12 protein-coding genes and 1 pseudogene are annotated in these 12,357 nt (G+C 39.2%); 12 read left to right on the top strand and 1 reads right to left on the bottom strand.

Annotation, left to right across the window (positions count from 1 at the left end):
• Positions 1 to 107: 107 nt before the first annotated feature.
• From TDE_RS06240 to TDE_RS06185, 12 genes and pseudogenes are all read left to right on the top strand, one after another.
• Positions 108 to 539, top strand: a complete 432-nt coding sequence (locus TDE_RS06240; RefSeq protein ID WP_002671531.1) for a hemerythrin family protein — start codon at positions 108 to 110, stop codon at positions 537 to 539.
• A 96-nt stretch (positions 540 to 635) separates the two neighbouring features.
• A complete protein-coding gene (gene recN, locus TDE_RS06235) occupies positions 636 to 2,321 on the top strand; it encodes a DNA repair protein RecN (protein WP_002678799.1) in 1,686 nt (561 codons plus the stop codon).
• Between the two features lie 11 nt (positions 2,322 to 2,332).
• Positions 2,333 to 3,142 (top strand): hypothetical protein, encoded by an 810-nt coding sequence (locus TDE_RS06230; RefSeq protein ID WP_002668611.1) that lies wholly within the window; start codon positions 2,333 to 2,335, stop codon positions 3,140 to 3,142.
• Positions 3,139 to 4,335 carry an HD domain-containing protein gene (locus TDE_RS06225; protein ID WP_002671534.1) on the top strand — a complete coding sequence of 399 codons (1,197 nt, stop codon included), beginning with the start codon at positions 3,139 to 3,141 and terminating at the stop codon, positions 4,333 to 4,335. Before TDE_RS06230 ends, TDE_RS06225 begins: the two co-directional genes overlap by 4 nt.
• 101 nt (positions 4,336 to 4,436) lie before the next feature.
• Positions 4,437 to 4,970 (top strand): cyclic nucleotide-binding domain-containing protein, encoded by a 534-nt coding sequence (locus tag TDE_RS06220; RefSeq protein WP_002668609.1) that lies wholly within the window; start codon positions 4,437 to 4,439, stop codon positions 4,968 to 4,970.
• The gene (locus TDE_RS06215; protein ID WP_002678797.1) at positions 4,970 to 5,875 is read left to right on the top strand and encodes a M23 family metallopeptidase; all 906 of its coding nucleotides are present in this window, start codon (positions 4,970 to 4,972) and stop codon (positions 5,873 to 5,875) included. The genes TDE_RS06220 and TDE_RS06215 overlap by 1 nt, the downstream gene beginning before the upstream one ends.
• Positions 5,876 to 5,997: 122 nt before the next feature.
• Positions 5,998 to 6,288: an HPF/RaiA family ribosome-associated protein gene (locus TDE_RS06210; RefSeq protein WP_002671537.1), complete on the top strand. Its 291-nt coding sequence runs from the start codon at positions 5,998 to 6,000 to the stop codon at positions 6,286 to 6,288.
• Between the two features lie 77 nt (positions 6,289 to 6,365).
• Positions 6,366 to 7,418 (top strand): annotated as a pseudogene (gene hprK, locus TDE_RS06205) (HPr(Ser) kinase/phosphatase).
• A 12-nt stretch (positions 7,419 to 7,430) separates the two neighbouring features.
• Complete coding sequence (locus TDE_RS06200) at positions 7,431 to 7,697, top strand: HPr family phosphocarrier protein (protein ID WP_002668605.1); 267 nt, start codon at positions 7,431 to 7,433, stop codon at positions 7,695 to 7,697.
• A 51-nt stretch (positions 7,698 to 7,748) separates the two neighbouring features.
• A complete protein-coding gene (locus TDE_RS06195) occupies positions 7,749 to 9,131 on the top strand; it encodes a TldD/PmbA family protein (RefSeq protein ID WP_002668604.1) in 1,383 nt (460 codons plus the stop codon).
• A complete protein-coding gene (locus tag TDE_RS06190) occupies positions 9,131 to 10,438 on the top strand; it encodes a TldD/PmbA family protein (RefSeq protein ID WP_002678796.1) in 1,308 nt (435 codons plus the stop codon). Before TDE_RS06195 ends, TDE_RS06190 begins: the two co-directional genes overlap by 1 nt.
• Positions 10,439 to 10,538: 100 nt before the next feature.
• Positions 10,539 to 11,114 carry an HDOD domain-containing protein gene (locus TDE_RS06185; protein ID WP_002678795.1) on the top strand — a complete coding sequence of 192 codons (576 nt, stop codon included), beginning with the start codon at positions 10,539 to 10,541 and terminating at the stop codon, positions 11,112 to 11,114.
• Between the two features lie 19 nt (positions 11,115 to 11,133).
• Here the strand turns inward: TDE_RS06185 and TDE_RS06180 are convergent, their stop codons facing one another.
• On the bottom strand, positions 11,134 to 12,354 hold the full coding sequence (locus TDE_RS06180; protein WP_002678794.1) for a hypothetical protein: 1,221 nt from the start codon (positions 12,352 to 12,354) through the stop codon (positions 11,134 to 11,136).
• Between the last annotated feature and the right edge of the window lie 3 nt (positions 12,355 to 12,357).

Raw genomic sequence — 12,357 nt, 5'->3', positions numbered from 1 at the left:
TTTATTACTTGTCAAGTTTATTTTAATTTTGATTTTTCAGTCCCTTGAGCCCTTGTGCACCCCGCTCCTTCCCTTGACTTTTTTTGATAATAAGTTAAAATAGTCTTATGAGTGAAATTAAAGGTTTTGAGTGGGAAGACTCATTAAGCGTAGGGTATAATACAATAGATTTACATCATAAAAAACTTTTAACCATCATGGGGCAGTTTAAAGATTTGTTCGACTTGCCTCAAGAAGAATACAAACTAAAAATCGGTAAAATACTGAAGAATTTATCCGACTATACCTATTATCACTTTGAAGAAGAAGAAAAAGTAATGAAAGAGTATGGGTATCCCTATTTAAAAGAACATGCAGAAATACATAAATCTTTTATAAAAAAAATAAGAGAAGCGATTGTGCCTTTAGCCTCCGGCAATATCGAAACGGGACTTCAATTTTACGATTTTTTGGGCAGGTGGCTTGTTGAACATATAGCCGGAGCCGATCACGACTGGGCGGAATACATCCATAAAGAACATCCCGAAGCCCAATTTTAAGCATTCTCACTTTGACATCTGTACTTTGTTACGTCCTACTTGAAATTTGCTGCATTTTGGTCTATACTTGAAAATGTTGAAATTTAAGGAAAGTAAATGCTTGAAAATATATCGGTAAAAAACATAGCTCTAATAGACAGTCTCTTTGTAGAATTCGAAAACGGCTTAAATGTTTTAAGCGGTGAAACGGGGGCCGGTAAGTCGATATTAATCGGCTCCTTAACGTTCCTCCTCGGAGGAAAAACCTCGACAGATTTAATCCGTTCAGGTACCGATGAGGCAGCCGTATCGGGAAGTTTTTTTATCGGGAATGAACACAGCGAGGCCTTAAAATGGCTTGCAGATCACGGAATTGAGCCCGAAAACAGCCGTATTCTTATCCGCCGCAATTTAAAACAAAACGGCCGATCCAATGCTTGGATACAAAGCACACCGGTAACAAGGAACGAACTTGAAGACTTCACCTCTCTTTTGGTGGATATCCACGGCCAACACGATCATCAGTCTCTTTTTAGAATTGTAGAACACCGCCGTTTTTTGGACAGCTTTGCAGGCATAAACAACGAAGTGAAAATGTTTACCTCTCTTTATGCCGAACTTGCCGAAAAAAGAACAGAGCTTGAAAACTTAAACCTTTCCGAAAAAGAACTTGCCGAAAAACAAGAGCTTTTGCAGTTTGCCATCGACGAAATAACAAAAGCAAAATTAAAAGAAGACGAAAAAGAAGAACTGGAAGCTGAAGAAAAAAGATTAAACCAATTTGAAAAACTTTTCGAAGCCTTAAACACAGCATCTCAGCTTTTTTCCGATGAATCGGGAATAATCAGTCTTACAAAAAAAGCAATGCATAACCTTGAAACCGCCAAAAATTGTGATGAGGGGCTTGAAGACCTTTCAAAAAGGCTTGAAACCGGCTATTACGAATTGGACGATATAAGCTCTTCGATAGATTCTTATCTTTCAAAATTGATCTTTAATCCTGAAAGGGTGGAACAAGTACAGGAAAGACTTTCTTTAATATATAAGTTGACAAAAAAATACGGGGCAACAATACACGATGTCTTAAACTATGCTCAAAATGCCGAAGAACAGCTTGAGAGTCTTTCCAAACGGGAAGCCGGAAAATCGGAGCTCGAACAGAAAATAGGAATTTTGCAGTCAAAGCTTTTAAAACTGGGAAGAATCCTATCCGAAAAACGCAAAGAGGCATCTTCAAAACTCCAAAAGGAGGTTGAAGAAGTTCTTTCCAATTTAGGAATGCCGAAAACCAAATTCCAAGTTAGAGTGGACACTCGGCTCCCTGAAGGGAACAAGCTCTCGGCAAATCCTTACGGGTTTGACGATATCGAATTTATGATAAGCCCCAATGCCGGGGAACCATTGCGGCCTCTTGCAAAGATTGCATCGGGGGGAGAGCTTTCTCGAGTTATGCTTGCCTTAAAAACGGTACTTGCAGAAGGAGATGAAGCGGACACCTTAATATTTGATGAAATCGATACCGGCATCGGCGGAGAAGTTGCGGTAAATGTAGCTTCCCATATGAAAAAGCTGTCGAAAAAAAAGCAAATTCTTTGTATTACTCACCTTGCGGTAATCGCATCTCATGCCGATAATCACATTAAGATAGAAAAGAATACGATAGGGCAAACTACCAAAACCTCGGCAGCAGCTGTTTCAGGCAAGGCGAGGCTTGAAGAAATAGCAAGAATGCTGGCCGGAGACGAATTAAGTGAGGCTTCTCTCAGACATGCTGAAGAGCTTCTGTTAAAATATGTCCGATAGAGGAGATTATTGTGGACGGGGAAAAAAGCGGAAACAGAGAACTTTATACAAAACGGGTTTATGAATATGATCAGGTAATAAACCAAGTTTTAAAACATGAAGAAAATATTCTTTCGCTTATAAAAAAAGACACATTCGGTGCCGCTTATAAAAGACTGGTACTTGCCGATGAGATGATTTACTTGGCAACCCTTTATCTGGCCAAATTCAGGCTATCGGTAGCCCTCCTCGGCGGAAAAAACGAAAACATTCTCAATGAAGCACGAAAAACCCTGTATAAGCCCATAATCTACCTTGAAGAAATTGTAACCGACCTCATAGATGCTCCTTTTTCCGAATATGAAGAAGGAGTTGACCGGATTTCAAAGATTACCGAAAAACAAAGATATTATCTTATACGAAAACTGGGCCTGGTAATAAACTTGGTAATAGATGCATACGGGGAAAATACCAAATGGCGTTGGTCCTTTATCGACATAGAAGCCCGTTTTGCAGTAGTTGCAAAAAACATAATGGATCTAAAAGAAATAAGCCAAACAGGCTTAAACCCTCATGCGGAGGATTATGATACCGTAATATATCATCTTAGGCTTGTAAAAAAACTTTTTACCAAAGCTGCCGACAAATATCGCGAAAAATACGAAATTGTTACAAACAATATAAGCGACTTCCGCACTGCAATCCTTTTTTTGGAAGGCTTAAGAAGGGTACACATGGTTTTAAATGAGCACAGGGAAGTTGAAGAAATTAAACGTAAAATCGAAATCTGGAAAGATAAGATGGAAAAAGATCTAAAGCAAAAGGATAAACCTAAAAAATGATTTTTACGACAAAAACCGTTTTAAAATTATTTGAGGCCTTCTCAATCCAGCGCTGGAACGATCTTATCCGGCCCTTTGAAATAGTCGAAATGGATAAAACAGCCGAAAAGACATTTTTAGCCTATATAATCGGAAAATACGAAGAAAAAAAAGGTAAAAAAATCGATTGGGATAGGATAATCGACGGTTCCGTTTTCGATATTTTAAGAAAAATAGCCCTTTGCGATATAAAGGCACCGGTGCAAAGAAGAATACGAAAAGAATACCCTGAAGAATACAAAAAGATTAACGAATGGATATTCGAAAAATATAATGATATTTTTCCCGACGGAGAATTTAAGGCTAAATTTCATTCTTACCTTTTTGAAGAACCCGATAAAGACGATATAACATGGAAGGTTTCACGGGCAGCTCATAAATATTCTACAATAAGAGAATTTGAAATGCTTAAACCGGTAAACGAAGCTTTCCGTTTAACCGAAATTGACGGCTTTCTAAAGGAAGAAATCTGCGAGTTTATGGATTTAACAGGCATTCAACTTCTCCTTGCAAACCAAAATCCTCATAAACTTATAACCGAAATAGAAAAATTGAGATTTCAGATCCGCTGGAATCAAACACCGAGAGTTCCTCCAACAACAGTGCTGGGCCACTCCTTTTATGTTGCAGCCCTAACCCTTTTAATGTGCTACGATTTAAACATTAATAATGAAAGAAGATATAACAACTTTTTTTCGGCCCTATTTCATGATCTCCCTGAAGCGGTTACAAGGGATATTATTTCACCTGTAAAACAGGCAACGGATCACTTGCCCGCTGTCGTAAAAGAAATCGAAGATCGCATAGTAAAGGACGAGCTTTTACCCTTGATGGACGAATCTTTTATAGATGAGGTTATGTATTATATATCCGATGAATTTGAAAACAGGGTTATTGTAAACAAACAGGTAAAAATTGTAAGCTTTGAAGAGTTATCGCAAAAATATGCCGATAAGGAATTTAAGGCTACGGATGGACGCTTGGTGAGGGTTGCCGATCAGATAGCAGCCTTTGTTGAGGCCGAAAGCTCAATCAAATACGGAATTACCTCCAAACATTTGGAAGAAGGCCGTAAAAATATACTGGGAGCTTATCCTGTAGGAACAAAGATAAATAATTTAAGCACGGATGTATTTTTTAATGCATACCGATAATTGGGAGTATCGATAAACAGTTCGGCAGAAATACAGCCTCACTGTTTATCTTCGAGTTTTGTGCTTTGCACAAAACATCGTATTATTTTATGGGAGTAGATATGAACAAGGTAGAAATGGATAGAGACATTTTTTTTCAAGAAGTAAAACAAACAGCTTTTTTTTCGTGCATGGAAGATGCGGATTTAATGCAGATAATAGATTTTTCTGAAATTCTTTCCTATGAACGAGGAGAAAGCATTATTACCGAAGGTACCGAAAACAACGGCTTTTTTGTATTATTGAGCGGAAAACTTGAAATAGTAAAAAGCGGAAAATGGGGAGATGTGAAAATAGGTATTTTACAAAACAATGCAAGTTTCGGTGAAACATCTCTCTTTAAAGATCAGCCTGCAACGGCCACAGTAAATGCCTTAGATCCTTCGACAATCCTGCTTATATCTAAAGAACAATTTACGGCATATATAAATGCTCATCCAAAGGCAGGAAACGTTATCTTAACATATATAGTTTTTAGCCTATTGCAAAAACTCAATACTACAAATAAAGAAAGGGTACAGGAAAAGAACCTTGAATTCTCTCCGGAAGATTTAGCTTTTATGGTTGATATGTTTACCCCTCCAACAGAGGCTTAATGTATAAAAAAAACATCTTAAGGCCTTTATTTTTTATTTTGTTCTCATTTTTCTGCTTTGCAGAAGATATCGTGCATATAATCGAAAAAGGAGACACTCTTTATTCCATTAGCAAAAAATATAATACGCCTATAGATTCTATTCTCAAAAAAAATAACTTAAGCGACCCTTCAAAAATAAAGATAGGGCAAAAGCTCATAATTCCGGTAGAAAGTTCTGCAAAAAACGATAAAAAAACTAATGCCAAGACCGGTTCGGAGGAGATCACCCATGTGATACAAAAAGGAGATACTCTTTATGCCTTGGCAAAAAAATTCGGCGTCAAATTTTCCGATATCCTTAAACTAAACGGACTTAACGAAAAAACGCCCTTAAAAATAGGCCAAATTTTAAAAATCCCTCAAGGAAAATCCCAAGGCACGGCCCAAGAGCAGGAGAGCAAAGCACCTCAAGACGGCAAACAAGAAAAAACCTCAATTACAAAGGCAGGCTCCGATAAGGAAACTCAGGCCGTAAAGCCGAGCACTTCTACAAAGCAAGCCGATTCCAAGCTCCTTTGGCCCGTTCCGGCCTCAAAGGTTGCCTATCTTTCAGGAAAAATCACCGGAGTCGTTATAGATTCGGTAAAGGGACAGGCCGTAAAGGCTGTAAGCTCAGGGAAAGTCGTATCCACAGGCCCTCACCGAGGCTTCGGTCAGGTCGTATTTGTTCAATCTAAGACAAAACACATCTATGTTTACGGCGGAATGGAGAAAATCGTCGTAAAAAAGGGAGATACAATCGCCGTAGGCCAAAAGCTGGGAGAGCTGGGAGTAGAATTGCTCACAGGCAAAGCAAGGCTCTACTTTATGGTCTATGATAAAAATAAGCCCATCGACCCTGCAAAGGCCCCGAGAGGCCTCTAGTTTTTAATAAAGTCAGTTTTCCGCTCAATTTCATTTTTTTACCATTTATCCGTATTTTAAGCTCGACTTTTGAGCAAAAGTGTAGTATCCTATAAGTACAATGAAATTGTGTGGAGGAAATTATGAACATTAATATTCAAGCAGTAAAATTTACGATGGACGAGGATCAGAAAAAATATCTGGATCAAAAGTTTAAAAGAATCGAATACGCGGATAATCTTATTACCGATATTCAGTGCTTTATCAAACTGGACAAAAAGTTTATCTACGACACAACAATTAACTTTAGGTGGGGGGGCACGGCCCATGTTTCAACCGAAAACTATGAGTTTGAGGCCGGCGTCAATAAAATGATGGATATAGCCGACCAAAAAGTCAAAAAAGAAAAGGACAAGGTTCAAGAAAAGAAGTAAGCTTAATTTAAGTTTTTAATTTTGGGGGAGCTCTAAAGGGGCTCCCTTTTTTATTTTAAACTCATAAATTTTAAATTATGAAAACAACTGAAAATCAGGCAAAGTCTGTTTACAAAACAGCCTTAAATGTGTATATTAAAAACATGGCTAACATAAGCTTTTCGGTGCTCAATCTTTTGGAATTAGACCTTAAAAAACATGACTCCCTTGAATTAACCTGTGTATCGGGAAGAATGGGGCTTTCCAATAAGATTCTGGAACCCAATATCAACCGTCCGGGACTTGCCCTTTCAGGCTTTTTCGATTCATTTGCAAATGAAAGAGTTCAGCTTTTCGGACGAGGAGAATACGCCTATCTTGCCACCCTTACGGAAAAAAAAGACCTGTCCACAATCGAAAAAATGTTTTCTTTTAAGATTCCATGCTGTTTATTTTCAAACGATTTAAAACCTCCAAAGGAATTTTTAGAAATAAGCGATAAGCATAATTGCCCTATTTTGACTTCAACTCTTTCTTCAAATGAACTGGCCTTACGCCTCTTACGAATCCTATCGAATACCTTTGCCCCTAGAATTTCTTTACATGGAGTCTTGGTTGAAGTTTTCGGCCTAGGCATTCTCATAATGGGCAGCTCAGCGTCGGAAAAAGCGAACAGCCCTTGAACTTATTGAAAGAGGGCACCGCCTCGTAGCCGACGATGTAGTCGAAATCTCCTGCATAAACGGAAACACCCTTGTAGGACGGGAGCCAATAAGATTATAGGCCATCACATGGAAATAAGGGGTTTAGGCATAATAAATATACGCCAGCTTTACGGTATAGGAGCTATACGGGAAGTAAAGCAGATTCAGCTGGTTGCAAAGCTTGAAGAATGGGATGCCGAAAAGGTTTATGATAGATTGGGAACTGAGGAACTTACAACGGAAATTCTTGATGTTAAAATTCCTCTATTGGAAATACCGGTTAAACCCGGAAGGAATGTGCCGATTATTTTGGAAACGGCAGCTAAAAATGAAAGACTAAAGAGTATGGGGTATTTTTCTGCAAGAGAATTCAGCAGAAATGTTCTTAGATGGATCGAAACAGATTCTGCAAGGGCACCCTACTACACTGATGACGACACCTATTAGAAGGAATAAATTATGATTTCAAAAACTATTAAGGTTCAAAATCGGGCAGGAATACATGCCCGGCCGGCAGCTCTTATTGCACAAAAATCGAACAATTTTTCTTCGGAAATTTTTTTATGCAAGGAAGATGCAAAAATCAATGCTAAATCGGTAATAGGGATTATAACTATGGCTGCCGCCTACGGCACAGAGCTCACCCTCACCTGTGATGGGCCTGATGAAAAGGAAGCCAGCGAAGCAATCGAAACTATTTTTAACAATAAATTTGAAGAAGAATAAACTTTTTCGGAAATTAATATTTCCTGCAAAAACTTTTTATGGAGGTATGTCATGAAATTTGATGATTTAAAGAGCCATGCAAGGCTTTTTTCGGAGTACACAGAGCTTAGGGTTCAAAATGACAGCTTTATGACTGTGGCAGCTGTAAACGGAGACCTTATAAACAATGTTCAAGCCCGAAAAGCCGGAGTTTGTGCCCGCTCTTTTAAGGACGGGGTATGGGGCTTTGCCTCATCACCCGAACAAACGGATGAGGCCATAGCCTCATCTATAAAATCGGCAAACGAAAACGTTAAGTTTTTAGCCAAAAAAACGGGAAGCGGTCAAGCAGAACTTCCAGCCTTTACGGGACAGGGCACCTACGGAAAGTACGATCCTTCCAAGGATGCCGATCAAAAGGAAGCAATAGACTTTATAAAAGACCTTGAAAACTACACGGCAAAAAAATATCCCGAACTTCAATCAAGAATTTTTAGAATCTCGGCAAACGGAACCGAAAGGCATCTTATTACATCGGACAAGGCTGATGCCCACACCTATATTTCAAGAGCAAATTTAGTGATGAGCTTTAAGCTCCTCTCGGAAGGCCAGCCCATAGACCTCTACGATGTATTCGGAGGCTACGGTCAATTTAAAAACCTCTTCGATAAGCCTAATCTTTACTATTCTAAAATAGATGAAATGGTTGAAAACCTAAAACAAAAGGCGGCCGGAGTCTATGCCAAGCCCGGTATTCACGATGTTGTACTCGGCCCCGACCTTGCAGGCATCCTTGCCCATGAAGCAATAGGACATACCACAGAATCGGACTTCGTAATGTCCGGCTCCATTGCGGCAGACTTTATGAATAAGGAAGTTGCGACTCCATTGGTAACTCTCGTAGACTTTGCCTACGAGTGTAACGGCAAAATATGCCCCGTTCCTATCTGGATAGACGATGAGGGAGTTGCTGCAAAGGATGCCGTTATAATAAAGGACGGAATCTTACGATCCTATATGCATAACAAACAGTCGGCAGCCATCTTTAAGGTAGACCCGACAGGAAACGCCCGTGCAAACGAATTTTCGGATGAGCCTTTGGTGCGTATGCGGAACACCGCAATTCTCCCCGGAAAGGATAAGCTAAAGGACATGATAGCGAGCATTGATGACGGCTACTATTTTGTACGCTCATCGAACGGGCAGGCCGACTCTACAAGCGAATTTATGTTCGGTGTAGTGCTCGGTTATGAAATTAAAAACGGAAAAATCGGCAGGGCCGTAAAGGACTGCACTATAGCGGGAGTAGCCTTCGACATGCTTAAAACCGTAACAATGGTAAGCGACGATATGAGTTGGAGCAATGCCGGCATGTGCGGAAAAAAGCAGCTCATCAATGTAGGAATGGGCGGACCTGCAATCAAGTGTAAAATCGGAGTAGGAGGACGGGAATAATGAGCGGATTTGACGGAATAAAACATGCGGAATTTATCTTGGATGCCCTTAAAAAAGAGGGAGCCGATAAGGCAACAACAAGGGTTTCAAAAAGCGTAAAAAGCGAAATGAATATTGATGCAGGCCGTTTAAGCCTTTATAGGAGTACCACCGATATCTCAGTTGCAATGACCTCTCTTGTAGAAACCAAGAAGGGGCATATTTCGGGAAATGATTTAAGCGAAAAAACCTTAAAAGAAGAGGCTGCAAAAGTTGTTGCCCTTTCACGATCTTCCGAAAAGGATGATGGAAACGATATTGCGCCTATGCAAAAGGGAGAAACTCTTTCCTACGGCGATACGGAACCCAATAACGAAAAAATGTATGAGAGGCTGAAAGAATTTTTGGATTATACAAAATCGGCCTACCCTACCTTACAATTAAATCAATGTGTTTTAGACTTTACAAGAAGCGAGCAAATCCTTGCAAACTCAAACGGAGTGCGCTTTACACAAAGCTCAGGCATATACAATTTTACGGCAATGTTTTTTGCAAAAGACGACAAGGGTACGAGCAGCTTTAACTATAGCGGAGCCGCTCACCTTAACTTGGATAAGCCCTTAAAGGACTGGGGAAACCTCGATGAGATAATGAGGGAAAACTGCGGTCAAACGGTTACCGCCCCTCTTTCAGGTTCCTTTAAAGGGGATATAGTCATAACTCCTATGAGTATGATAGATTTTGCAGGTACGATGATAGGGCTTTTTATGAGCAACATGCCCCTAATTACAGGCACTTCTATTTGGAAGGATAAATTAAATCAAAAAGTACTATCGGATTTATTTACCCTCCATTCGTTTCCTCGAAGACCGGCGGGCACTGAACTTGAAAGCCTTTACACCGGAGACGGCTTTAAAACCGAAAACAAAACACTTATTGAAAAGGGCGTTTTAAAAGACTTTGTTTTGAGCCTTTACGGTTCCAAAAAAACAGGCCTTCCCCGCTGCGTTTCGGGAGGAGAAGGCTTAATAATAGAAAGCGGAAATACGGCAAAGGCTGATATGATTAAGAATGTCAAAAAAGGAATTTTACTCGGCCGTTTTTCAGGCGGAAACCCTGCCGCAAACGGAGACTTTTCGGGCGTTGCAAAAAATTCCTACCTCATCGAAAACGGCGAAATTACAAAACCTCTTTCCGAAACGATGATAGCAGGAAACATCGTAAAGATGTTCAGCGATATAATTTCCGTTTCAAAAGAAAAAGTCGACTACGGAAACGCAATAGTTCCGTGGATGCATTCTACAGGCATTACAATTTCGGGAAAGTAAACGCTTAAAATCTTATAAAGCCGCCTTAATGTGCCGAGCTTACAAGTTCTATAAAAAGCTAGGGCTTGAGCACAAGGCGGTTTTATTTTAAGGATAAAAAATGTTACCTTCTAAAGAAGAAGCTGAAAGATTACTTGAAGAAGCTTATTTAAAAAATCCCGGCCCTTGGAGAGAACACTCCATTGTTGCAGCCAAGTGTGCACAAAAAATTGCCTCAGCCTGTAAGGACTTAGATCCTGTCAAGGCCTATATCTTGGGACTTCTTCACGATATAGGACGGAGGGAAGGCGTAACAGCCCTTGCCCATGTAATAGACGGTTATGAGTATCTTATGAAATTAGGCTATGATGAGGCTGCCCGAGTATGTATAACTCATTCTTTTTCTATAAAAAAAATAGAAACCTACATCGGCAAAAACGATGTCAGCCCTGAAGCGTATAAAAAAATAAAAAAGCTTATCGACGAATACGAATATGACGATTACGACAGGCTCATTCAGCTATGCGACAGCATTGCTCTCCCTCAAGGCTCTGCAAAAATCGAAGAGAGAATGGGCGATGTAAAAAAACGCCACGGTTATTATCCCCAAGACAAATGGAACAAACATATCGAACTAAAAAAATACTTTGAACAAAAATCCGGCTTGGAGATAGATGAGCTAGGGATTAGGGTGTAGAGATTGTTTTGATATGTTCTTATTTATACAAGTCCTTTACTGCTTCAATAATACTTTTAAGATGATGCCGCTTTATTTGTGCATCGGAAGCGTTACCTTCATTAATTTCTTGAATGGGCCATTGGTTAATCGGATACCATAAATGTTCTTTTGCATATTCAATATTATCCTCGTTAATAAAATCTTTGATCGGTGTTACTCCTTCATATTCGGTAAAAGGGCCTTGACAAATATAACCGTCACAAAAATCCTTTAACATAAAAGGCTCATAACCATATTTATAATAACTTGTTTGCGATGTCAGTAAACCGAAAGGAGAAGAAGCCGTATCTACACCGAAGTGACGGTTTTCTTTAGGAAGGAGTGCCATAGCATAGTCAATTATACCGTCAACCGGTAAAACACTAGGAGCTTTATAGCCTTGTGCAGACACCCACGGATAATGCAGCGAAATAGTAAATACCTTATCTTTAATTTTTTCATATAGATAGTTTCCAAATCGAATATCGCCAAAACGGATAAAAGCTCCTAGACTTTCATCTGCAATAGGTTGGCGGTATTTGGAAAAAGCATGATGCATACCGCAATAGCAAAGCACCTTTTCTCCCCTATCGAGCACTTCGGTTTTTACTCTATACGCCCAATTTTTTTCAGAAAAATTACGGAAAATTTTTTTACGTATTTCAGGATTATTTCTATCTGCTTTCGTTTTTTGAAGAGACCAATCGAGAACATCGTTTATTCCGAGTATGCGCATTTTTTTTGAATCGGGAGGAAGTGAGGCATTTAATTTCCATGCCGCTTTAAAAATATCGCAGTATTCATGATAACCTCCAAGACCTATACTCAAGAATGCATTTAAATTTATCTTTTGAGCCAGCTTTTCATCATATTCCGATGCAGTAACAAGAGCATCGATAAGAGGCTGATCTTCATATAAGGCAAATTCAATTGCTACAGTGTAAATTCCGTTTTCATACAACAAGGGAATTAGCCTTTGTACAAGAAGCGGATCATGTTTTATTCTATGGTTTTCGCCTAAAATAACGGCATCATGATCTTTAAATTTTTCTATAACATAGGATTCGGGTGTCATATAGTTTTGTAGAACATAATCAGCACAAGCCTTAGCCTCTTTCGGAAATTCCTGTTTTGTATTATCCGAAAAACAAGAAATAAATAAAAACACACATATTGCCGCTATTCCGAATAAATAGATTTTCTTTTGTAAGTTTTTCATATT

The sequence above is a fragment of the Treponema denticola ATCC 35405 genome, assembly GCF_000008185.1.
Classification (GTDB): Bacteria; Spirochaetota; Spirochaetia; order Treponematales; family Treponemataceae; genus Treponema_B; species Treponema_B denticola.
The sequence above is the reverse complement of the archived record's forward strand: the minus strand, read 5'-3'. Positions and strand labels throughout refer to the sequence as shown.